The sequence below is a fragment of the Desulfotomaculum sp. genome (genome assembly GCF_982386235.1).
The window spans coordinates 64248-89116 of record NZ_CEVWQM010000016.1 but is presented as its reverse complement, the minus strand read 5'-3'; the positions used below and the strand labels follow the sequence as shown (position 1 = coordinate 89116).

Below are 24869 nucleotides of genomic sequence, written 5' to 3'. Positions count from 1 at the left end.
GAGGGGGTACACCTGTTCCCATCCCGAACACAGCAGTTAAGCCCTTCAGGGCCGATGGTACTTGGAGCTCACGCTCCTGGGAGAGTAGGTCGTTGCCAGAGTATTTTTAAAACCCTACAGTTATAATGACTGTAGGGTTTTGTTATGTGTAGATATGGGGACGGTTTTTTGTCTAAGAACCCCCAAGCATGTCTTCCCGGCATAAACAAGAGAACCGTCCGAGATCACTGAAAAAGTATCATTTTTCAAGAATCCACTCAATATATTGTGACTAAAACCCATGTTGAATCACAACATATTGTATAGGGTGAATTTTTAGAAGCACTTTTTCATTGGTTTCGAACCGCCCTCGGGTCTATTTATAAGTGGTTTTTTTATCCCAATGTTAAAAATACCTCATAATATTAGGTATAATAACATGGGTTTCCTGGTAGTATCTGTGGCAATAAATTAGATTGAAAGCTTATTGCCGATTGCTTCAGGAGGAACAAAAGATAATTAAGATAAGGACTATGGGTGATAACAATTTACAAAATTATTTTAAGGTAGGTAACCATAATGAAACAGTTATTAACTAATTATTATAAATTACTAACATCCCTAAGCCTGTCTATGGATTTTTGCGCCCATGGTTTAATGAGACATCATCAAAGGGTAGCACTGATGTCTTTACAAATTGGTAAACTTTACGGTCTTGATTCCCAGAGATTAGGCAACCTATTTACAGCAGCAATTTTGCACGATGCTGGTTCAAGCACTTGGGTAGAGAAGGATTTATTATTTGAATTCTTAATAGGGGAAGCCTCCGAACACTGTAAAAATGGTTATAAACTATTTAAGGATCATCCATTATTTAGCCCTATTGCCGAAATTATTTTATATCATCATGATCGCTGGGACGGCGTTAATAACGCATCTAAACGAATGGGAAACCAAATACCCATAGAAAGTAGGATCATACACCTGGCAGACAGGGTGGATGTTTTGTTAAATGAAAGTATCTACATACTGGAACAAAAAAAATCAATCTGCAGAAGGATCAATGGGGAAAGTTGGGGGCTTTTCGATCCACACCTAGTGGAAGCATTTAACGATATATCCAATCGGGAATGCTTTTGGTTAGATTTGCATTCACCCTTTTTAACTGATATATTATCTCACCACTGCCCCATAAATGCCAAAGAATTAGGCTATAAAGAGGTACTATCAGTGGCAGATACCATGTCCAAGGTTATCGATTTTAAGAGTCCTTTTACCAGAAGACACTCTACTGGTGTGGCCAATGTGGCTAGTTTCTTGGCTGCTAAGGCGGATTGTTCAGAGCACGATAAAAGGATCATCAGGGTGGCCGGTTTATTACATGATTTGGGTAAATTAGGGGTGCCGGAAAAGATACTTGACAAACCCGGAAAACTGACCGACGAAGAATATAATATCATGAAAAAACATACCTATTACACCTACCATATATTAAATATGATTGAAGGATTTGAGGAGATCAATCATTATGCCTCTTGCCATCATGAGACATTAAATGGTATGGGTTATCCCTTTAAGTTGGACGCTGTCGATTTAAAAAATGGGGCAAGGATCATAGCAGTGGCGGATATTTTTACAGCTCTGACAGAAACAAGACCCTATCGGGACGCAATGGAAAAAGAAAAGGTAATAAAAATCTTAACAAACAAAGTAAAATCAGGTGCTATTGATTCAGAGTTAACATCACTCTTACTTGCCAATTATGACGATGCCCATCATGTTAGCGAATCAAATCAATTTATCTAGTTTATATGATGGGGCAATTAGTAAATAGAAGCAAATGTAACTAAAGCCAAAAAAATACTAATAAAATTAACGACACAGACGATAATGGCATTAAATAAAGCAAAATGGAATATAATGGTATTTGGTATTATATGGTAATATAAAAGTGACGCTAACTTGGCAGCGTTCAGGAGGTGAACTGCAATGAAGTTTGTCAACCTGAACAAAATGAGTAAGTGGGTAGTCACATTGGCGGTAATCTTCTCATTTATGTTTGGCACCTTGATAGAAAATAGACTACAGGTTGTAAATGACTCAAAAAATATGATTGAAAACGTAAATGCAGTTGTATTATCGACCGGAAATAAAATTAGGGAAAGGTTTGATGCATACTACAAAGAAGCTGAAAAAACGTATGATGCCTTAAAAATCGGTACGGCCATTAGTATGGCTATCATTCTAAGCTCGTTACCTAAAACAAACAATCGTGGGCCATGAAGGGGAGGATAGAAAAATGGGCCCCAAAAAACAATATCCACTCTTGACAAACAAAGGTCTCCTGTGTAAAATACTCTTATTGGAAGAGAATTTAAACCCTGCGAAGGGGAAAAGTAATTTAAACCTTTTCTATACAGAGAGCCGATGGTTGGTGTGAATCGGTAGAGGGTTTAGGTGAATTCCTCCCCTGAGGGGATCTGCCGAAGCACAGTGATACCTTATATACTGTTTGTAGTAGGTAGATACGGGAAGATACCCGTTATAACAATTGAGTGGGCTGGGGTATTTATATTTCCTAGTCAACAAGGGTGGCAACGCGGGAGAAGTACCTCTCGTCCCTAATGGACTGATCATCCGTTAGGGGCGGGAGGTTTTTGTATTTTCCCCCCCGACGGGTAAAAAATTATCTGGAGGGATTTTATGATACCTGACAAAAAGTATCTCTTAATTCCGGGACCTACTCAAGTTCCCCCCCGTGTAGTGGAAGCCATGTCTAGGCCGATTATTGGCCACAGAAGTGCTGAGTTTCAAACGATTGTAGAAAGAGTAACCGATAAGCTGAAAAAAGTCTTCCAGACTGAGAACAATGTTTTTATTATTGGTAGCTCCGGTACTGGTGCCCTTGAAGCAGCAGTTGCCAATGTAGTAAGCCCCGGCGATAAGGTTTTGGCATTATCAAGCGGTAAATTTGGCGAAAGGTTTAGGGACTTAGCCAAAATTTACGGCGGTGAAGTAGATTTTGTTGATTTTGGTTGGGGTTATGATATAGATCTCAAGGTAGTACAAAAGAAGTTAGAAGAAAACCCAGACATTAAAGTGGTGTTGGCTACACAAAACGAAACTTCCACTGGTGTACAAAATGATATCGAGGGACTTGGTAAACTTGTGGCCAAGTATGAGGCAATACTTGTGGTGGATGCCGTAAGTGGCCTTGCTGCCATCGATCTACAAACGGATGCTTGGCATGTTGATATTGTGGTCAGTGGGTCTCAAAAGGCTTTGATGTTACCGCCTGGATTAGCTTTCATAAGTGTAAGCGAAAAAGCATGGCAAAAAATTCAACAAAACACTTCTCCGAAATACTACTTTGACTTATTAAAAGCAAAAAAATCCATTGCTAAATGGAATACTACCTATACCACCCCAGTTAGCATGGTATATGGTTTGGATGTAGCCCTTGATATGATTTTAGAAGAAGGTCTGGACAATGTTTTTGCTAGACATAAAATGTTGGCAAGGGCCACAAGGGCAGCTATTCAGGGACTTGGCTTGGAGTTATTGGCACCGGACGATTGTGCCTCAATGGCTGTGACAGCAGTTCAGTCCCCCATGGTTGTAGATGCTGATACCCTGCGTAAGGTACTGTTAAGGGATTATGGCGTTACCTTTGCAGGTGGTCAGGATGCAATGAAAGGTAAAATATTTCGCATAGCACATATGGGCTTTGCAGATAAAATGGATGTTATTATTGCCATTTCCGCACTAGAAATGGCCCTGGGCAAGGTGGGTTATAAAGCTGAATTAGGTGCTGGTGTAAGAGAAGCTCAAATGATATTTGTAGGAGGCGATCACGCATAATGAAAGTATTAGTGATGGATGGAGTATCGGAACAGGGTTTAGCCCCATTACGTAAACATACAGATATTGAAGTGATAATCGGTGAAAAAATGACCGAAGATCAACTGATTGAAGTTATTGGTGAGTATGATGCCATGATCGTTCGTAGTGCCACCAAAGTTACCGCCAATGTAATAGAAGCTGCCAAAAAGTTAAAAGTAATTGGCCGTGCTGGTGTGGGTGTTGACAATATTGACCGTAATGCAGCTACTAACAAAGGGATTGTAGTTGTAAATGCTCCGGATGGTAACACCATTGCTGCTGCTGAACTTACCATGGCGATGATGTTAGCGCTGGCTCGTAAGGTGCCTGCGGCCTGTGGTAAGTTAAAGAATGGCATCTGGGATAAAAAAGCTTTCTTAGGCGTTGAATTAAGAGGCAAAACCCTTGGTGTTATCGGTCTGGGTCGTATTGGTACTGCCGTAGCCAAGAGAGCCCAGGCGATGGAAATGAACATAGTGGCTTATGATCCTTACATTTCTGAGGATCATGCTAAGAAAATGGCTGTGGAAATTGTAACCTTGCAGGAACTCTTTAAAAAAGCGGATATTATTACCATTCACATGCCTAAAACCAAAGAAACCTATCATATGATCAATAAAGAAGCCATCGAACTGATGAAGGATGGGGTTCGTATTATAAACTGTGCCCGGGGCGGTATTGTGGATGAAGAAGCTTTATACGAATATATGGTATCCGGTAAGGTGGCTGGAGCAGCCCTGGATGTTTTTGAAAGCGAACCCTGCACCGATAGCCCCTTGATCAAACTGGATAACTTTATTGCCACCCCACACCTAGGGGCTTCCACAGAAGAGGCCCAAATAAACGTAGCCGTGGATGTGGCAGAGGAAATTGTTGCTGCACTAAGGGGAGACCTAGTAAAGAATGCCGTAAACATGCCTTCCATGAGTCCAAAGTTATTAGCCAAAATTCGTCCCTTCCTGGATTTGGCGGAAAAATTAGGTACCTTCCAGTCCCAAATGCTGGATGGAAGAATAGAAAAGGTTGAGGTTGTTTACAGTGGTGATCTGGCCAAATATGATGTCAACCCCATTACAACAACCTTACTAAAGGGACTTTTGGACCCCATCCTCCAGGAAAATGTCAATTTTGTTAATGCTACCCTGGTGGCCCGCAACCGTGGTATTTCGGTCATTCAGACCACCAAGGAAAATGGTGAGGACTATCATAACCTAATTACTGTGAATATATATACCGATAAAGGGAAAAGGATGTTATCCGGAACGTTATTCCAAGGCAACGAACCTGGCATTGTTAATATAGACGGCTACCGTATTAATGCTCCTACCACTGGTCATATGCTGGTAGCTCCCCATATTGATAAACCAGGTATTATCGGTAAAGTTGGTACCATTTTGGGTAATGTAGCCATTAATATTGCTAGTATGCAAGTTGGTAGGGTTGAACTTGGCGGTAAGGCCATTATGATTATGATGGTTGATAATATTATCCCACCCAGTGCCTTAAAGGAATTTGCAACCATTGATGGAATATTAGAAGTAAAAATGGTAAGTTTATAGCATTGTAAGAAGGTTAGGGTTGGCATTATTTTGCTAACCCTAACCTTGCATTTTAATAATAAATCTGTATTTCCCCAATGTTTTACAAAGAAGTAGGCTTATAGTATAATACATAAGGAAATTTCTGTTTGAATGTGGCAATATTAACATTAGGACTAAATTCCTACCAAATTTTGGGGGTATTATTTATGTTGGATATTAAATTTGTACGCAGCAGCCCAGAACTTGTATTAGAAGGTCTTGGTAAACGTGGTTCTGACATATCACTGGATAACTTTTTAAAACTGGATGCCCTACGCCGTGAAAAATTAGTAGTGGTGGAACAGTTAAAAAACACACGCAATGTCGTATCCCAGGAAATAGGCAAATTAAAGAAAGCCGGACAAGATGCCGAGGCAAGAACCCTGGAGATGCGTAAAGTATCTCAGCAAATTAAAGATATGGATGATGCAATTAAGGCCATTGAAGATAAACTGCAGGAGATTTTATTAGCCATTCCTAATATACCCCATGAATCAGTTCCCGTGGGTAAAGATGAAAATGACAACATTGAAATAAGGCGTTGGGGTAAACCCCGGGATTTTGAATTTGAACCAAAGCCCCATTGGGATCTTGGGGAGAATTTAAATATACTTGATTTTGAACGGGGTGGTAAGGTTACAGGTGCCAGATTCTCCTTCTATAAAGGCATGGGAGCCCGTTTAGAACGTGCTTTGGTAAATTTTATGCTGGATCTACATACCAGAGAACATGGCTATACGGAAATTTTCCCACCCTTTATCGTAAATGGTGATAGCATGGTAGGTACCGGTCAACTGCCTAAATTTGCGGATGATATGTTTAAATTGGAAGGATTAAATTATTATCTAATTCCTACTGCGGAGGTTCCGGTGACAAACCTATATCGGGAGGAGATTCTTTCTGAAGAACAACTTCCCATCTGCCACTGTGCCTATAGTGCATGCTTCCGAGCAGAGGCAGGGGCTGCTGGCAGGGATACCAGGGGACTAATCAGACAGCATCAGTTTAACAAGGTTGAATTAGTTAAATTTTCCAGGCCAGAAGATTCCTTTGATGAATTAGAACGTTTAACCAGCAACGCCGAAAAGGTACTTCAAGCCCTGGGCCTACCTTATCGGGTGCTTCTTTTATCGACGGGAGATATGGGCTTTTCATCGGCCAAAACCTATGATTTAGAGGTATGGCTGCCCAGTTACAATAACTACAAAGAAATTTCATCCTGCAGTAACTTTTTGGATTTTCAGGCGAGAAGGGCAAATATTAAATATCGACCAACTCCCAAAGCTAAGCCGGAATTTGTGCATACATTAAACGGCTCAGGGGTGGCCATCGGGCGAGCATTATCTGCTATTTTGGAAAATTATCAAGAGGCTGATGGTAGTATTACAGTACCACCAGTACTTGTACCATACATGGGTGGAGTTGAGAAAATAACAATTTAATAACAATAAATTGTTTACATATCGGAAAGTATAAACTTTCCGACATGCATAAGGGCAAACAAGGCTTTCGCCAAGTTTTTCTAATTATTTTAAGTTTGACAACGGTTTTTGACTATGATATACTCTATCTTGCTTGGGGTAACGAGCTGTTTTGGAGGATCCACCTCCGAGTTCGGAGGGATGTCCGAGCGGTTGAAGGAGGCGGTCTTGAAAACCGTTGAACTCTTACGGGTTCCGTGGGTTCGAATCCCACTCCCTCCGCCATGTGAGATAGATATACGGAGAGCTGGCCGAGTTGGCTGAAGGCGCTCGCCTGCTAAGCGAGTATACGGGGTAGACCTGTATCGAGGGTTCGAATCCCTCGCTCTCCGCCATAATATTTGATTAAAAAAGATGCCATGCGGTTAAAGCCGCATGGCATCGGCATTTTCAGCAATAAAAGCGGCGATTATTTGGGTTTCAAAATGAAAGATGAATTTGAACTTTTTTGGCAATCTGGAGGGGTTGAACGCTCACCCTGCAACTAAATAGGAATCATTGGGAAGAATCAACAGGCGTATTTTCGTTTAGAAAATACGCCTGTTTTTTATGCTCTTTTTTAGGCACTCACGTTATCTATTTTGGACGCTTGATGAACTGAGCGTGGCTTTTATTGACTTAAAGCAAAAAAAGCAAGGCGATAAGTCTCAGCTAAAAATATTTGAAGAAGAGAAACAGCTATGCAATTTATGGAGATGCCAATGAAGGAACGGTTGTGGACTCTGGAGAAAATAAACCGAAAATGATTAGATAATGCCAAAGTGAAAGGTAGATAAAAAATGGATTTAAACATCAGACGGCTTTTTTTATCCCTATACTATTTTGGGATATTCTGTGTGGCCATTACATTGTATTTTGATAAAACTTCAGATCGTCTGATTACCGGGGCACTCTACATCATACTGGTGACGATGATGGCATACCATCACTTTCACTATGATAAACCGGAAGAACTGCTGCCCGGGGGCAAAAAGCTCATGGTGGCAGAGCTGGTTTGTGCGTTGTGTCTTCTGTATTTTGAACATTCCATATTCCCGGGCATTGCTCTTGTTCTTATCATCTCTTATGCCATATTGGTCTATGAGGCCCGTTTCAGCATGCTCTATACCTTAATCGCTTTTCTGGCTTACATAGGGATGCTGTATTATAAGGCGGATGCGCCTGCTTTGTATGATTTCTGGCTTGAAAACAGGATAATTCTAATTCCCCGGTTCATTATTATTTTAGTGATTATCAATACACGCAGCGTAGTGAATGCGAATCAAAAAAATAAGATGCTCTCCGCATCGCTGGCGGAAAAAAACCGTGAGCTTGAAGCGGCAATGGATCAAATGACGGTATATATGGACGAGTTGAAGAAAACAGCGGACCTTCGGGCAAGAGAACAGCTTATGCATGAGCTCCATAACAAGCTTGGACACATCCTGGCGACCGCTTCCATAGGAGCCCAGGCCACTGCCGTTTTGATGGACAAGGATATTTCCCACGCAAAGATAAAGCTGGAAAGCGTAGCACAGCAAATCCGTACCGCCATGCAATCCCTGCGCAGGGTGATCATAGGCGAGGCAAGCTATCCTTCAGACATTGGCTGGGACTATACCGACAGAATCCTCAGCCTGATTTCGGAAACTAAAAAGCTTACCGGAATAACGATTGTTCACAATTTATCCGAAGCATCGGCAAAGGAGCTGGATGAGCTTGCCGTCCCGATACAGTCTTTTCTATACAATACACTTATGGAAGGACTGACAAACGGCCTGCGGCATGGGCAGGCTACCAGATTCGAGTTGGAATTAAGAAAAACAGGCGGGCGGATTTTTTTTAGGCTGCAGGATAACGGTAGGGGTCTTCATAATATGAAACATGGGTATGGGCTGACAAAGATTCAAAAAGATGCGGCGCGTTTCGGAGCAGAGCTGAAAATTACGGGGCAAGCCGGCTGTACGATAGAAATGGTAATTTCTGATGAAGATGAAACAATGGGGAGGGTGGCAAAGTGTCAAAAATAAGAATAGTGATAGCCGACGACCAAAATCTGATTTGTGACGGGATACGCATCATACTTGATTCCCAACCGGACATGGAGGTAATCGGTATAGCTGACAACGGGCAAAAGGCGGTGGAATTCGTAAATACCTGTCTGCCGGATGTGGTCCTGCTGGACATCCGAATGCCTGTGATGAGCGGTATCGAAGCATTGAAGGAAATTAAGGCAAAACATCCGAAAACGGTGGTTTTAATGCTAACGACCTTCGATCCGGACGAATATATTATAAGTGCTTTCAAAAGTGGCGCGGACGGCTATCTGTTGAAGGATACTACGGGCGATAGGCTGATTGAAGCAATCCGCAACGCCTTCAACGGCAATGTTACCATTCCTGTGTCCATTGCATCCAGAATTATAGCGCATATTCCGAAAGAAATCAGAAAAAGCAATCTGGCGGATTATGGCCTGACACAGCGTGAAATTGAAATCGCCAATCTGATCGCAAGCGGCTATAACAATGGAAAAATCTCACAGGAATTGGGAATTTCTTTAGGAACAACCAAGAACTACATCTGTATGATCTACTCTAAATTTGAGGTCAAGAGACGGCAGGAAGCCATTTGTCTCATCAAGGGATTGGAAAACCCATAAGGGGAACTAAAAGGTTATGCCCGATTTTTGCGGATATTTATCCTGTCCCAATGCTTTTAAAAAATATACAAGAAATGATCTCTCCCCCATAGCCGAGGTATGTTTCCTGTATCTTTGCTTTATTTAAAGAGGCTGAGCTAAAAGGTTTTACCTGATAGCCAGCCCTTTTTTGTCTCACAAAAAGTCATATGACTTTTTCTTTGAAAGTCACTTGTATGCCCAAATTCCATATTATAGAATATTCAAAAAACAACAAAATGTATTTAATTGGAAATATGTCCGAACGTCTGTTTTAAAAATACGTAAACCCAATTTTATTAGGAAGGCGTTTGAACATGTTCTTCTTATCTTCAAAAAAGACAAGATATACCGCTCTATAAATCGATGGAATGGAGGAAATGGTATGGGCAAAAGCAACACAGCGCAAAAACTCACCGCTTTGATATTGTTCCTTATCATGATTGTGAGCACGGCGCCGGTTTTGGCTGCGGAGGAAACGGGCGCGGACTATTCTTGGTATGACAGCAACCCCGGCGCGGCGGCATTTGAGATCGGAAGCGCAGCGCAGCTTCAAGGCCTTGCGGACATTGTAAACGGCAACCACGGTTATGCAATTAACTTTTGGAACAAGAAAATCACACTGACAGCCGATCTTGACCTTTCGGACTACGAGAACTGGACGCCCATCGGAAACAGCAAGGAAACGCCCTTTTACGGGACCTTCGAGGGGGGCAAGCATACCATCAGCAATCTCACCATTGATGCGCCCGAAGCGGAGTACATCGGGCTGTTTGGTATGGTGAGGGGCACGGTGAAGGACGTGATCCTGACGGATGTGGACATCACTGGGAAGAAAAATGTCGGCGGCATCGCGGGGGAGGTTTGGGGAGTCCTCAATCACTGCGCGGTGGTGGGCGGACGGGTTGCCGGATACGAAAATGTGGGCGGTGTGGCAGGCCTGGCCGCATACGACCCGGCAACTATTCCATACTTCTCCACCGTGCCATCTGTCGAAAGCCGCATTGAACGCTGCTTTGCAACCTGTAATGTATTTGGCACGGGAGAATCTCCCTTTCGAGTAGGCGGCGTGGCGGGCTGTGCTGAATTCGGCAACATTCTGAACTGCTATGCCACCGGCTCCGTCAGTGACGCCGAGATCTACCCCCATGTGCTGGTCGATAAATTTGGCCCTGCCGGGGGCGTGGTCGGCCGGGCTTATAGCTCAAGCATCGTTGGCTGCTACGCAACGGGCGACGTTGTGGGCTACTGGTACATTGGCGGCATCGTCGGGTCTGCGGATGCCAGCATGGACAGGTGGAGCCGCATGGAAAATTGCCTTGCCCTCAACGGCCTGGTTTCGGCTTCTTTTACCTTTGACGTCCCGTGGACTGGCCGCGTGGCAGGATATAACGTCAGAACCAACTCATCCAACACCTTTGCCCTTTCCACCATGAACCTGGTGGGCAGAGGCGGGGCCAACGGCACGAACATCACGCCGGACGAGCTGCAGACCCAGGAGAAGTTCATTTCCAATGGTTTTCCCACCCCCACCTGGACCGGCGGGGTGGGCAAGCTTGCGGTGCTGGCGGACTTTCCCGAGGGGCTGCAAAGCGCCGATATTCCCTGGCGTATGATCTCCGGCGCACCTTCTATGCCCGTGAATATTACGGCGGTGCAAGGTGATCAAAAGGTGACGGTGAATTGGGCGGTCCCCGCCCATGAAGGCTCGTCGGCTATTATCCGCTATGAGGTCTGCAAAGACAGCGAAGCCTGGATATCCGCAGGCATGAACACCAGCTATACCTTTACCGGGTTGATCAACGACACCGAATATACCTTTAAGGTGCGGGCGGTAAATAGCAACGGCGACGGACGGGAAGCGACCATTAAAAAGACCCCGGGTATACCGCCGGGCGCTGTCCAAAACCCCATCGTTGTGTATGAGGGGAACACCCTCACCCTTTTCTGGGAAAAGCCCGCCGGCACGCAGGAGGGCACCGTAAGTTATGAAACACGGTATACTGCTGCTACCTCCATGAACGACCACGCGTCGTGGACTTTCGCCGCTGTCGGCGCTTATTCCTACAGTTATACCAATGGGAGTAGCTCAGTGGACTTTACCCTACAAATCCGCCCGTTGAATATCCATGGCAACGGCCCTGTGACGGAGATTTCCGGCAGCCGGAACCTCTATCCCACGCCGCCGAGGACGGTGACGGCCGCCAGTGGGAATGGGAAGGTGACCCTGAACTGGAGCGCCCCCGAGTATAAAGGCTCCGGCAACATCACCGCCTATCAGGTGTTCCATCCCGTAAGCAAAACCTGGGTATCCGCGGGCCTGGCTACGTCCTATACCGTCACCGGCTTGACCAACGGGGTGTCCTATCGGTTCTTCGTTCGGGCCGTCAACGGAAGCGGCAACGGCACTTCGGCCACCCTAGAGACGATGCCCCTCAATCCGCCTGCCATCACATCGGGCAACAGTTGCAGCCTGACCTACGGAGCGGGCGGCAGCTTTCAGGTGCAGACGACGGGCACCGCACCCCTTACGTTTTCCCTGACAGGCGCGCCCGCCGGCGTTACCGTGGACAGTGCGGGGCTCATATCCATCAGCAAAACGATCTCTGCGGGGAGCTATCCTTTTACAGTGAAGGTGTCAAACGGTGCCCTGCCTGACGCCACCCAAGCCTTTACCCTGACCATCGGCAAGGCGAACAACACCCTGAGTATTTCCTGTGCCAACATCACCTATGGGACAACCCCTGCGCCGTCCGTCGGAACCAACGTCAGCGGCGGGGCGGTTACCTACGCATACAAGGTACAGGGGGCAGCCGACAGCACCTACACTGCCACCGTCCCCACCGGGGTGGGAAGCTACACTGTGCGGGGGACCTCGGCAGCTACGGCCAACTATAACGCAGCCACGGCCACGGCCAATTTCACCATCGGCAAGGCGAACAACACCCTGAGCATTTCCTGTGCCGATATCACTTATGGGGCAACCCCCGCGCCATCCGTCGAAACCAACATCAGCGGCGGGGCGGTTACTTACGTATACAAGGTACAGGGGACAGACGACAGCACCTACACCGCCACCGTCCCCACCGGGGCGGGAAGCTACACCGTGCGGGGAACCTCGGCAGCCACGGCCAACTATAATGCCGCTACGGCCACGGCTAATTTTAACATCATCAAGAGCGCCGGTATAAGCCCGGCCGGCGGGACATTTGACAGGAACCCGTCCGATCAGGCCGACGTTACGACGACCATCACTTGGAACAGCGCAGTATCGGTGAAGGACGCAAAGGCGGACGGAGTTACCATCGGGGCTGGGAGCTACAGCGTAGTAGGGGATACGCTGACCGTCAAGAAGGAGTATCTCGCAACAAAAACCATGGGTAACCTCGTGCTGAGCATTGAATTCGACAAAGGCGTGTCAGCGACATTTAGCATAGCCATCAGTGACACAACACCCTACAGCGTCACCTACAACGCAAACGGCGGCAGCGGGACAGCTCCCACAGAGGATAATAAAGTCGCAGGATCAACATTCAAGGCGGCAAACAATACCCTGACTCCGCCGGCAAGCAAGGAGTTTAAGGAGTGGAACACGGCGGCAAACGGTTCCGGCACGGCTTATGCGCCCGATGCGACAGTTACAATGCCTGCGCAGAATTTCACGCTGTACGCAGTCTGGCGTGACTTCACACCCGCTGAGTGTATTGAAGCCGACTTTGATGCCCTCCTTTGGAACGCCATAAAAGGCAGTAACAGTGCGGAGAATGATGTTAAAACAGCCCTTAATCTCCCCAAAACAGGGGCGAACGGTACGACCATAACATGGAGCGCCTCCCCCACAGGAATGATTAACACCGGTACGGGCGCAGTAATAAGGCAACTCGACGATGACAAAACGGTTGCTTTGACCGCAACGGTTTCATATACAGGCGCAACGGCAAAGACAAAGACCTTTAACCTGAATGTTCCCGCAACCCCGGGAAAGTTTGAGGCGGAAGACGCGGTTATTAGCAATGTGAGGATTTTCGGCGGTGCTCAGGCTGTGGGTGCTTCGGGAGAAGAACAGGTTGGAGATCTCAAAATTGCGGGAAAAAGCTATGTTCAGTGGAACAACCTGCCAAAGTCGCATATGGTTGAAATCCGCTATGCAAGCCTAAACAATGGAACCATCAGCATCTACAAAAATGGCGTGCATATTATGGATGCTGCATTTACCTCTACCGGCGGATGGTTCGGTGTGGGGTGCTTTCGCAGCATATGGCTTCCTTTGGAAATTGACAGCGGTGACAGCCTGAAAATTCAGTATGACCATGGCGATGCGGTTTTGAATTTGGATTATATTCAGTGTTACTCAAGTATAATTGAGAGCGCCAGCATCAGCCTGGATAGCGGGACTTTTGACAGGAATCCGGCGAAACAGGCGGATGCAGTGGCATCTATTATCTGGAATAGTGCAAAAACGATTACGGACGTGAAGGCGGGCGGAGTTTCCATCGGGTCGGAGAGTTATGACGTGGTCGGGAACAAACTGACCATCAAAAAGGAGTATCTTGCGTCCCAACCGTTCGGCGACCTTGCTTTGACCGTCGTATTCGACAAGGGCGATCCGACGGCGTTTACCATCATCACTATCCCGGGAAACGCCGTCATCAGCCCAGCCGGAGTGACGTTTGACAGAAACCCGACGGATGCGAAATGGACAGATGTGACCGCGACTATAACATGGAACGACGCGAACGCCGTGGCCGACGTGAAGCTGAATGGTGTCTCAGTTGGAACAGACACCTACGCCGTGAGCGGGGACATGCTGACGATCAAAGGCGATCGCTTAATATACCAACCCTTTGGCGACCTCACTGCGACCATCGTGTTTGACAGAGGTGATCCGGCAACGCTGGGAATCGACGTTGTGCCGATGAACGCCTACGTCTTTCCCGCATCCAGAGATTTCAAAAAGGACGCTGCCGCGGATGTGACCACGTACGTTACCTTTAATGACGCGGTTTCAGTAACCGACATCACGGCGGGCGGAGTGTCCATCGGGGCGGGGAATTACAGCGTGAGCGGGTATGTGCTGACCATTAAAAAGGAATATCTCGCGGAACAGGACGAAGGTGAGCTTATTCTGACGGTTGTGTTCGACAAAGGTGCCTCGGATACGCTTACCATAACGATCGCCGACAATCCCAGCGTCAGCCCGACAACCGGGACATATGACAGGACTCCGGGCCGTCAGGCGGATGTGACCGCGGCCATTCAATGGAACGGCGCGGCATCGGTGAGTTATGTGGTAAACATGACGGCGGGCTGGACGATAATCGATCCGGAGAGTTATGAGGTGGCCGGGAACACGCTGACCATTAAAAAAGAATTTCTTGCGACATTGCTGCCTGTGGGGGATTTTGAGTTTAGCGTATATTTCGATATCGGCGAACCCGTGACGCTGACCGTTACCATCCTGCCGGGAAACGCCTCAATCAACCCGGACAGCGGGATCTTCGACAAAAACCCGGCTGAACAGGAAAATGTGACCGCAACGATCACAGAGAACGATTCAAAAGGAGTAAAGTACGTCAAGGCGGGTGATACAGACCTTGCGTGGGGAAGCGACATCGACATGGAAGCCGGTAGCACAATCGGCGAGGGTACGCTGATTATCAAAAAGGAATACCTTGCGTCCCAGCCCGTGGGGGAGCTGGTTTTGACCGTTGGATTTTGGGCGGGCGACCCAGTCACGCTGACCATCAACATCATCGACACCACGCCGGAAATCAGCGCGGCCATCCTAGGGGTGACAGCTCCGGTATGTGGCGCGACGCCTGTAACAGCTATTATTGAAACGGCACAATACAGCGGAACCGTGACCTGGAACCCTACGCATAACCCCTTTGCCCCAAGCACGGTGTATACGGCGACCATTACTCTTACGCCTAAAGCCGGTTATACCCTGAGCGGGATTACCGAGAACTTCTTCACCGTGGACGGAGCAACTGCAACCAACGCTGCCAATTCCGGCGTAGTAACGGCAACCTTCCCGGCGACGGGAGCGGAGCCGGCGGTGACCTACAGCGTCACCTACAACGCCAACGGCGGCGAGGGCACCGCACCGACAGAGAGTGCCAAAGCTGCAAGCGCAACCTTCGCGGCGGCAAACAATACCTTTACCTCGCTGGGCGGCAAGAAGTTCAAGCACTGGTATACCAATCCCCTTGACACGGGAGGCACCGCTTACGCTCAGGGCGCGACGGTGACCATGCCTGTAAATGACCTTATCTTGTACGCCATTTGGGAAGATGAAAGCCCAGATATGAAAAGAGGCTACCTTGAAGTCAAGACCCTTGAGGGAGGGGAAGTGACGCTGAACGGCAGTTCAACGCCCCTTTCACCGGTATACAGCACGCCCTATGATATGGGTACGTCCATTCGCCTGGAAGCTGCGGCAAGTTCGGGATATACCTTTGCTTATTGGCTGAACGTAAAAAACGCAAGCATTATTTCCGACGATCCGGTTTATGAAGTTATGATGGGTTCAGGAATTAACGTAACGGCTGTGTTCACTAAAGTTCCCGCAGCGGAGGATCCCTGGTACACCGTTACGTTTAAAGACAGGAGTGGAAAAATCCTGCAATTGACGAATGTAGCGAAGAACGGATCGGTGCCCCCTCCTGCCGAACCCCCGTTGTTTGGGTATAGCTTCTCACATTGGAGCCATTCGTCAAGTAATGTTACTTCCGATAGGATCATCACCGCCATCTATGTGAGAGAAACGGGTGCCTATACGGTAACCGTGGCGGGGGGAACCCTGTCCACAGGCGGCAATAAAGGCAGCTACCGATTCGACATGCCGGTAACGGTGGCGGCGGGCGCCGCACCGGACGGACAAAAGTTCAGTCATTGGGAGCAGGACGGCAAAAAGGTAAGCACAAAATCCACCTTTACATTCTTTGCTCCCATGAGGGATACCTCGCTTGTGGCTGTGTTTGTTGACAACAGTACGGTGATTGAAAATACACCCTTTATCACATTGTCTAATGATGTAATGGAAGATTCGACAAACGGGACCATCCTGTTCACGGCAATCAAAGACCTGGCCGGTTACACCCTGGTGGAAAGCGGCGTATTGCTGAATTCATCGACATCCGACCTGACGGTGGATACTCCGAACGTAATCCTTGGAAATATACTGGATACCACCACCGACCAGTTCTATATCATGAAGTCGAATGTCGAAGCCGGCGAAACCTGGTACGGGAGAGCCTACCTAATTTACAAGGACAGGGAAGGTAATATGGTAACGGTATACAGCGATAATATTGAGCCTGGAACGAGGTGAATACTATGAAAAAGCCATACGAAAGCCCGGAAATCGAAATCACAGAATTTGAAATCACCGAAAACATCACCGTAAGCGAGCCGTTCGGAGGGCCTATCAGCGGGTATTGATGGCCTCATAAAAAGAATAAAAATGTGACCAAACTTTTCAAATATAAAAAAACCGTTAGTTTTGGACTAACGGTTTTTTCATCGTTCCATAGATTCTAATACTATCTTCAATACTTGATGAAAATTAATGGAACCTATCATTTTACCATTTTTATTTACCACTGGCAGAGCAGTTAGCTTCTTTTCACTCATTTTTGTAATTACTGTTAACAAACTATCTCCTATTTCAACATAATCCCTAGGGGCAAAAACCTTATCCCCATTAATACTCTGAGCGTTAATAATATCGCTAGGGCAGATATTTGAGTTGCACAGATGTAAAAAGCCCTTAAGGTAAGACTCCATGGTGATAAACTTTCCCGGTTGCCCCTCATCATTTACTTGAGAAATAATAAAATCACGTGTTAATTGCTGGTAAACCTCGGAGTTATATAAAGGGATATTACCCTGGTCATCAATAATACGTTTCATGCCATCCATACTTTGGGTATAATCCTTCATTTTTATATCAAGATTAAATTTTAGTTTATCTTTGGATACATTTAAACTCAGGTTAGATCTAAATACGATTGCTATCATAATAATCGAAAAGACGACAGCTAAAAGAAAAAATTTAACCATAGAATTGTTAACCTTTTCTGCAAAAGGGATTATATATTCAGGCTGACTGGTTATATTATAAAAAGGCAGATCAACAATTTGCACAAAAAAGAAACCCAAAAAGATAATTATACATATAAGAATAAGGGTTTTTAACTTGCATTCAAGGTTACGAATGTCATCATGATTCATAAAAAACTCTCCTAATATTAAAAATCTAAATATCTGATATAATTACAGTTGATTTTAGCTTGCTACTTGTTATATAATAATTTTTGCGATAGGAACAACACTTCAAGAGTGTATTCGTTGTTGCATCATATGTTAAGTTAATTAATTATGTGCCCGTGGCTCAATTGGATAGAGCACCTGACTACGGATCAGGAGGTTAGGGGTTCGAGTCCCTTCAGGCACGCCACTTATGTTGTTAGTTCTAAATAAAAATATTTGGGGCTAGCAACATATTTATATGCGCCCGTAGCTCAGGTGGATAGAGCAGCGGTTTCCTAAACCGCGTGCCGGTGGTTCGAGTCCTCCCGGGCGCACCACTCTTTTTTTATTTTAAGGGGTTTTTCCATTGTCTCATGCCCGCTACATGCGCGAAGCATTGCAAGAAGCTAAGTTGGCCGCTGAAAAAGGGGAAGTACCCATTGGTGCTGTTGTGGTGGCCGAAGGTGATATCGTAGGCAGGGGTCATGACCTAAGAGAGAGCCTTTGCGACGCCTCAGCCCACGCCGAAATCCTAGCCATGCGGGAAGCAGCCAAGGTATTGGGCGATTGGCGTTTAAATCACGCCACTCTCTACGTGACCATTGAGCCCTGCGCCATGTGTGCGGGTGCCATTGTCCAATTTAGAGTTAGACGATTGGTTTATGGAGCCCCCAATGCTAAATCTGGTTCCATTGATACCATTTTAGATATTGTTCACCAACCTAAGTTTAACCATAGAGTAGAAGTTATCTCCGGTATTATGGAAGACGAATGCAAGGAGATTTTGCAGAAATTTTTTCGTGAATTACGAAATAAATAAACCTGGAGAGTTGGCCGAGCTGGTCGAAGGCGCTCGACTCGAAATCGAGTAGACGGTGCTGAGCTGTCTCTAGGGTTCGAATCCCTAACTCTCCGCCAGAAAAGACATACTTTCCGCCAAGGGAAGGTATGTCTTTTTCTATGGAAATATGGCACGATCAATTCAAAGGCGATTACATTATAAATAGACAAATTGGAATTTATCAATGTTTATAATTCGTGCAAAAGTGCATCAAATATATTTGAATTTGATAGGAGAAATTTTGGCATGATTATTTTGCAAACACAACGTTTGTTCCTGCGGAAAATACAAACAGATGATTATCGTTCTGTCTGCTCAATTTTGCAGGACATTGATGTCATGTATGCTTGGGAACATGCCTTTTCTGATGAGGAAGTAGTGCAGTGGATTGACGAAAATGTTATGAGGTATAATAGGGACGGTTATAGTTACTGGGCAGTGATAGAAAAAGCGTCTGATAAGTTAATTGGAGTCACCGGGTTAATTTCTGAACAAGCAGATGATGAAAACTATGTCGGAGTTGGCTATATTTATAAAAAATCATATTGGGGAAACGGGTATGCCTTTGAAGCCGTTTCTGCTTGTGTTGATTATGCTTTTAATATTTTGCATCTAAATGAAATTACGGCGCAAATTCGACCGGAGAATACAGCTTCAAGAAAAGTGGCTGAAAGACTTGGCATGTCTATAAAGAAGCAGTTTATTAGACGTTATAAAAACAAAGACATACCTCATCTTCTTTATAGCCGTACAAGATAAGCATTGTCTTTGTCGTAGTTTATATCAACAATGTGAAGCTACAAATTCCGGTTTAGTGAGCAAGCCATTTTCTATAATGAGCATAATGAGAAATTGGGGCGCATCTATATTTACCTAACTTCTCAATTCACTAATGTCTTTTTTTAAATATATTTTTTATGAGTATTGGTAACGTATTACACATAGAGCTTGTTTGAAGGTTTATCTTTGACGGGATGACTTCAAACGGCTCTATTTATTTTTTGCGGCTCACGGTTTGAATCTTTCAGACTAAATTTATAGGAAATATTTATGTCCAGAAATTTCTCTCCGTTCACATCGTAGGTTTCCGAGACACCTATGTGCAACTTACAAAAAATACCTAATTTAAAGTTTTCAATTAGTTTATAATTTGCTACAATAATCATATTAAGCTCTTCAGACGCTTCTATTACTATTGTTACAGCAGTAGCTATCTACAATGGAGGCGTCTTTTCCTTTCTTACCATGATAGGGTCATTATAAGCGCCTATATTCGGACCGGCAACACCATCCGCTTTTGTCCTTTTTTATTATTTATTTAATAAATGCTAAAGATATTAAAGGGAGTTCTATTTCTGGATAATCAGGATATAACCAAGGAGTCATGGCATAAAAAGCGCTTGAGAAGAATTTTATCGCGTATGTTAAGAGGCATAAATTCTTCGAAAAAACAAAGAAGCCCCTCGGTTTCAAGGGGCAACAACATAATTAAGGAGTAGCGCAAGCTGGCACACGAACTAACCGGTCCAGCCTCTCCTGCAGATCGGCAGGTATGGGTGTTAAGGGCAGGCGAACTTCACGGGAATCAATGAGCCCTAATTTAAATAGGAGATGTTTAATAGGAGTAGGATTAGGGGCGGCAAATAATAGTGGGATTATGGCTGCTAACCGTTTCCAATCGGCTAAGGCGTTTTGGTGATCATTGTTTTTAATATTGTTATATAAATTTATAAAGGTTTTTGTCTCGATGTGGGCAGAAGCTAATATACCGCCAGCGCCGCCAAGCGTCAGTGACAAATAGTACAGGATATCTTCTCCGGTGAGGATGGAAAAGTTTTTTGGCGGATTTAGCAATAGACTCATCGTTTGTGTGATATCTCCGCACGAATCCTTTAGACCAACGATATTATGACATTCTGCCAGTCGATGGATTGTTTCGTTCTCAATATTTACACCTGTTCGGTATGGAATATTGTAAATGACTATATCGAGGTCAGTAGATTCAGATATTGTACGAAAATGTTCATAGATACCATTCTGTGAAGGACGGCTGTAATAGGGGCATACCGAAAGTATACCATTTAGATCATACTTTTCGATTGCTTTAACTTTATTTATCAGCTTATGAGTATCATTGCCACCTAAGCCAACGATAACCGGTATACGGTTATCTACATATTCCACTGTTGCTGCAATGAGCCCTTCATACTCTTTATCGGTAATAGTAGGGCTTTCGCCGGTTGTTCCTAACGGGATGATTCCGTGTATACCTTTGGAAATATAATGGTCGATTAATCTTTGGTACGAAATAAAATCAATTTGATTATGAATAAATGGAGTTATAATAGGCAGCCAAACACCTTGAAGTTTCATCAAAATTCTCCTTTGCGTTTTGTTTTAAATGAAAGTGCTTAATACTGCTTATGCATCAATCGCAGTGCAGCATTTTACTTAGTTTTCGTATATAAAAAGAATATGGTCGGATTTGCGGTATGAATACAATTAACTAAATTTAGATTAGCATATTCTGATGTGAAACAAAAACGAAAGATTTCGATTGTGCTATCGACATATCCGATGGAGGGAGTAGCTTTGGATGTACGGAATATAAAGTCATTTCTGCTTGTAGCAAAAACAGGCAGCTTTACACGGGCGGCTGAGCAACTAGGGTATGTACAATCGAGCGTTTCTGCCCAAGTTAATGCACTTGAAAAAGAGCTGGGTGTAAAGCTGTTTCGCCGTGATGCAGGAAAGAGTGTTATTTTAACGACAGCAGGAGAGTTGCTGTTGCCTATGGCCAAAGAATTAGTAGCCATCTCGGATAAAATAGTAACTAGCCTAATGCCTGAGCAAGAGACACTGATTGTTGCAACGGTTGAATCGCTAAGCAATTCACGCCTGAAAGCATTTTTTCAACAATATCATACGATGTATCCGCAAATTAATTTAATCTTTCAGTATGGAAGTTGTGCACAGAATCTGATAGCCTTACGTAAAGGAAAAGTGGATTTGGCAATACTTTTTGATAAAAACATTAACATTACGGACTCTGACGTCAAGGTACAGTTCAGCTGTCCAGAACCGATTCGCTTTTTTTCGTCTCCAGAACATTTTCTTGCATGTAAAGGCAGCGTAAATATAGGCAATTTTGAGGGTTTGGAAGTGATATTAACCGAAAGGGGCTGCAGCTATCATGATGCATTTATTACTTTCGTTCGAGAACACAATATAAAACTAAGGCGAATCGTTGAAGTGAACAGTATTGCTACAATCGTTGAATTTGTCCGAACCAGCCAAGGCATTACTTTGCTGCCAGAGATTGCTGTGAGAGAAGAAGTGAATAGTGGAAAACTTATCCCTGTCAATTGGAGTGGCCCTCAATTCGATATGTTTACCCAGATCGTTTCCAAAAAAGAAAAAGATGTTAAAAACTCGGTGCAATTGTTTTTAAAGATGGCAAGTCAAATCATATGTTAAGCCCTTTTGTTATTTTTTTACTTGTTTAGCAAGAGTATTTCCGGGAAGATTTGTGAATGAGAAATAATTGGTGATTATCCATGATATAATGACATGTTTAATGGGGTTCGGTTTAAGGTATGAGTGACGTTCTCTGCCTCTCCGCCAGAGACATACTTTCCCGACAAGAGGAAAGTATGTCTTTTTCTATGCGGGGAAACATAGTATGATGGTTTTAACGGCGATTACATCATAATGGACAAACAAAAATTTACTTGATGACAGGTGATCATTGTGGAAGATAAAAAAGTGGCGATTGTAACAGGCGGCAGTTCTGGAATGGGACTTGCCATTTCAAAGAAACTTAAAAAGGAAGGGATGAATGTTATTATTTTTGACATTCAAACGCCACCAGAGGATTTTCAGTTTTACCATGTTGACATCCGTGATGATGAACAAATCAAATCAGCACTATCGAATATCCCAAAAGTGGATATTTTAGTTAATAACGCGGGCATCTATTTTGAAAAATATTTAGAAAATACGACAAATGAAGAGATAGACAAGATGGTGGATATTAACATTAAAGGCACTTATCTTATGACACGAAATACTTTTTTAAAAATCAAAGAAACGAAAGGCACGGTCGTTATGATTGCTTCCTGTCTGGGGCTTGTGCCAGAATTAACGTCTCCTTTGTATTGCACAACGAAAGCGGGGCTTATTATGCTGACAAAGTGCCTTGCGCAGCAATATGCTGATTGCGGGATACGGGTCAACTGCGTATTGCCGGGGCCAATCAATACCCCTCTTCTCCAGAAAAGCTTTACGGATGAAGCAGCTGCTGTCCGCTGTGCGGAACGCATACCGTTAAAGCGGATTGGAGAATCAGAGGATATTGCCAATATGGTAGCATTTCTTGTGGGTGAGGAAGCCAGATACATAACAGGCGGCGCGTTCCCTGTTGATGGCGGTGTATCATCTTCAAGTATATATTCAAAATAAATTGCAATTTATTGGTGAGATGGGAATACTCAGCCGACCCATAAAATTTTCCCCCCACTATTATTCCAAATAAACAGACAAATTTCGTCGAGGAATTTGTCTGTTTATTTTTACTCTCTAACAATCGATGATAGGGGCAAATTACTTCAATAAACATATGGCCAAGCAGCAATTAGGAAAGGGAAGTGGCTAAAGATATTGTATGACCGTTTGTTGAGGCTATTAATAATCCGAACTTACCTTTAATTATTGAAAGGATGGCAGAAGATTTTTGTTTTATTGACACTTATGCTGGGAAAGCAAACGGAGAGCAAATGAAAACGGGATGGCAAGAATACTTTGATTGGTTTCCAGATTATAAAATTAAAGTTGATGAAATAAACGGAAAGGTTACCATTGTATATATGCGTTTTTATCCTGCATTTTGAAACCGTACAACACAATTCCTTCCTTGCATTTTTGCCATATAAAGAGCATTGTCACTTAGTTTATAGAGCGTATCAACGTTAGTTTCCGAAGCTGGAGTGAGAGTGACTATTCCGATGCTTATGGTATATTTTATTTCAGGGTTAATGCTGACTGATGTATTTTCGATTGTTCTTCTTAATCTCTCTGCAACTTCTTGTGAATCCTTTTCATTTGTGCCTGGAAGCAAAATGGCGAATTCTTCACCGCCGTACCTGCCAAATAAATCATAATCTCGTAATTGTGTCTTGATAGCAGCGGCAAACTCCTGCAAGACAATATCTCCGGTATAATGCCCATATATATCATTAATCCTTTTAAATTTATCAATATCTATAAGCAAGTATGAGATTTGTTCCTTTTTTCTTGCGAATAGGGAAATAAGTTCTTTCGCGCGCAATAAAAAGGTTCTGCGATTAAATATATTCGTTAGGTAATCGAATGACGCGGCTTTAACCAGTTCAATATCCAATTTTTCTTTTGCCAAAAGAATAAACCCGATACTTCCCACAAGCATTACAAGATACAACAAAAGAAAAGAGCCGGTATTGGAAATACTGGTTGACCATAGCGTCATATCGTGCGCCAAGGTTAATGCTGTATATGCCATGAAAAGAAAGGAAACCATGGTAATGCTATAAAAAGAAGCGATTACTTTTTGTAAAATAGATGAATTTTTATGTCTAAAAAGCTTATATACGGGAAAGGCAATTAATATAGCTGTAATTGAAGAGGCAAATACAATCCGAATACTTTCCGTAGTACCGTGTATGGTTATGGTGTTAAAAGTAAGTAAGCAGATGAAAACTAATAAATTATAATTTCTTTTAATAACTTTATTATAACCATCAACCAAAATTAAAAAAGCAATCAGTTCCAATGTTGCACCAATAAATAGTATAGAATTGGATATGGATATCCAAATTATATAAGGTATTGGTGCTTTTAAATCCAAGCATGATCCAGGCAATCGATTGAAATAGTTTAGATAGTAAAAATATATTAACCGACTTCTCTTTGTTATGTGGAATCGTATATGAAATAATAAGTATACCGGTTAGAATATGCCCTAATACGAGAACCATTAAGAGAGTCCCCATATCTATATTAAAAACATTCATCTGCATTTCTCACTTTCAATTTTTAAGATCGATCCAGCCAGTTTAGTGTACATCATTTATAAATGTATTCATTGTAACAACAGGACTTATTCAGAATGTTTACATATTTTTTCTTTGTGGGTTATTTGACCATCTATGGCAACATACAGA

16 protein-coding genes, 5 tRNA genes, 1 rRNA gene and 1 other annotated feature are annotated in these 24869 nt (G+C 44.0%); of the genes, 19 read left to right on the top strand and 3 right to left on the bottom strand.

The window, feature by feature from the left end:
• The 11 genes from rrf to AC1U9Z_RS10980 form a co-directional block, all read left to right on the top strand.
• Window positions 1–101 (top strand): 5S ribosomal RNA (rrf, locus tag AC1U9Z_RS11030); the annotation flags it as partial.
• 457 nt (window positions 102–558) lie between these two features.
• Entirely contained in the window at window positions 559–1785 is a 1227-nt protein-coding gene (locus AC1U9Z_RS11025) for an HD-GYP domain-containing protein (RefSeq protein ID WP_333530126.1), read from the top strand.
• 183 nt (window positions 1786–1968) lie between these two features.
• The gene (locus AC1U9Z_RS11020; protein WP_333530125.1) at window positions 1969–2262 is read left to right on the top strand and encodes a hypothetical protein; all 294 of its coding nucleotides are present in this window, start codon (window positions 1969–1971) and stop codon (window positions 2260–2262) included.
• Between the two features lie 91 nt (window positions 2263–2353).
• Window positions 2354–2605: a binding site (T-box leader), on the top strand.
• 77 nt (window positions 2606–2682) lie between these two features.
• Complete coding sequence (locus AC1U9Z_RS11015; protein WP_479957431.1) at window positions 2683–3840, top strand: pyridoxal-phosphate-dependent aminotransferase family protein; 1158 nt, start codon at window positions 2683–2685, stop codon at window positions 3838–3840.
• Entirely contained in the window at window positions 3840–5420 is a 1581-nt protein-coding gene (gene serA / locus AC1U9Z_RS11010) for a phosphoglycerate dehydrogenase (protein WP_479957430.1), read from the top strand. The genes AC1U9Z_RS11015 and serA overlap by 1 nt, the downstream gene beginning before the upstream one ends.
• A gap of 188 nt (window positions 5421–5608) precedes the next feature.
• Window positions 5609–6883, top strand: a complete 1275-nt coding sequence (gene serS, locus AC1U9Z_RS11005) for a serine--tRNA ligase (RefSeq protein WP_333530121.1) — start codon at window positions 5609–5611, stop codon at window positions 6881–6883.
• Between the two features lie 174 nt (window positions 6884–7057).
• Window positions 7058–7147: transfer RNA gene (locus AC1U9Z_RS11000), tRNA-Ser, on the top strand.
• A gap of 16 nt (window positions 7148–7163) precedes the next feature.
• Window positions 7164–7257, top strand: a tRNA-Ser gene (locus AC1U9Z_RS10995).
• Between the two features lie 501 nt (window positions 7258–7758).
• Window positions 7759–8931, top strand: a complete 1173-nt coding sequence (locus AC1U9Z_RS10990; protein ID WP_479957429.1) for a sensor histidine kinase — start codon at window positions 7759–7761, stop codon at window positions 8929–8931.
• Window positions 8919–9560 carry a response regulator transcription factor gene (locus AC1U9Z_RS10985; protein ID WP_479957428.1) on the top strand — a complete coding sequence of 214 codons (642 nt, stop codon included), beginning with the start codon at window positions 8919–8921 and terminating at the stop codon, window positions 9558–9560. Before AC1U9Z_RS10990 ends, AC1U9Z_RS10985 begins: the two co-directional genes overlap by 13 nt.
• Window positions 9561–9963: 403 nt before the next feature.
• On the top strand, window positions 9964–16911 hold the full coding sequence (locus AC1U9Z_RS10980; RefSeq protein ID WP_479957427.1) for a X2-like carbohydrate binding domain-containing protein: 6948 nt from the start codon (window positions 9964–9966) through the stop codon (window positions 16909–16911).
• Between the two features lie 188 nt (window positions 16912–17099).
• Here AC1U9Z_RS10980 and AC1U9Z_RS10975 read toward each other — a convergent pair whose 3' ends face one another.
• Window positions 17100–17813: a CBS domain-containing protein gene (locus tag AC1U9Z_RS10975; RefSeq protein ID WP_479957426.1), complete on the bottom strand. Its 714-nt coding sequence runs from the start codon at window positions 17811–17813 to the stop codon at window positions 17100–17102.
• A gap of 149 nt (window positions 17814–17962) precedes the next feature.
• Between AC1U9Z_RS10975 and AC1U9Z_RS10970 the strand changes: the two genes are divergently transcribed.
• From AC1U9Z_RS10970 to AC1U9Z_RS10950, 5 genes are all read left to right on the top strand, one after another.
• Window positions 17963–18039, top strand: a tRNA-Arg gene (locus AC1U9Z_RS10970).
• A gap of 53 nt (window positions 18040–18092) precedes the next feature.
• Window positions 18093–18169 (top strand) — tRNA-Arg (locus AC1U9Z_RS10965).
• A 29-nt stretch (window positions 18170–18198) separates the two neighbouring features.
• Window positions 18199–18651, top strand: a complete 453-nt coding sequence (tadA, locus tag AC1U9Z_RS10960) for a tRNA adenosine(34) deaminase TadA (RefSeq protein ID WP_333530117.1) — start codon at window positions 18199–18201, stop codon at window positions 18649–18651.
• A 4-nt stretch (window positions 18652–18655) separates the two neighbouring features.
• Window positions 18656–18749: transfer RNA gene (locus AC1U9Z_RS10955), tRNA-Ser, on the top strand.
• Between the two features lie 169 nt (window positions 18750–18918).
• The gene (locus AC1U9Z_RS10950) at window positions 18919–19431 is read left to right on the top strand and encodes a GNAT family N-acetyltransferase (RefSeq protein WP_333530044.1); all 513 of its coding nucleotides are present in this window, start codon (window positions 18919–18921) and stop codon (window positions 19429–19431) included.
• A gap of 729 nt (window positions 19432–20160) precedes the next feature.
• On the opposite strand, the gene dapA is transcribed toward AC1U9Z_RS10950, so the two are convergent.
• Window positions 20161–21045: a 4-hydroxy-tetrahydrodipicolinate synthase gene (gene dapA, locus AC1U9Z_RS10945; RefSeq protein ID WP_479957425.1), complete on the bottom strand. Its 885-nt coding sequence runs from the start codon at window positions 21043–21045 to the stop codon at window positions 20161–20163.
• Window positions 21046–21264: 219 nt separating this feature from the next.
• Between dapA and AC1U9Z_RS10940 the strand changes: the two genes are divergently transcribed.
• The 3 genes from AC1U9Z_RS10940 (at window position 21265) to AC1U9Z_RS10930 (ending at window position 23561) form a co-directional block, all read left to right on the top strand.
• Window positions 21265–22149 (top strand): LysR family transcriptional regulator, encoded by an 885-nt coding sequence (locus tag AC1U9Z_RS10940; protein ID WP_479957424.1) that lies wholly within the window; start codon window positions 21265–21267, stop codon window positions 22147–22149.
• 273 nt (window positions 22150–22422) lie between these two features.
• Window positions 22423–23133: an SDR family NAD(P)-dependent oxidoreductase gene (locus tag AC1U9Z_RS10935; protein ID WP_333530042.1), complete on the top strand. Its 711-nt coding sequence runs from the start codon at window positions 22423–22425 to the stop codon at window positions 23131–23133.
• Between the two features lie 257 nt (window positions 23134–23390).
• Complete coding sequence (locus AC1U9Z_RS10930; RefSeq protein WP_479957423.1) at window positions 23391–23561, top strand: hypothetical protein; 171 nt, start codon at window positions 23391–23393, stop codon at window positions 23559–23561.
• Here the strand turns inward: AC1U9Z_RS10930 and AC1U9Z_RS10925 are convergent.
• Complete coding sequence (locus AC1U9Z_RS10925; protein WP_479957422.1) at window positions 23546–24478, bottom strand: GGDEF domain-containing protein; 933 nt, start codon at window positions 24476–24478, stop codon at window positions 23546–23548. The two genes, AC1U9Z_RS10930 and AC1U9Z_RS10925, sit on opposite strands and share 16 nt — an antisense overlap.
• Between the last annotated feature and the right edge of the window lie 391 nt (window positions 24479–24869).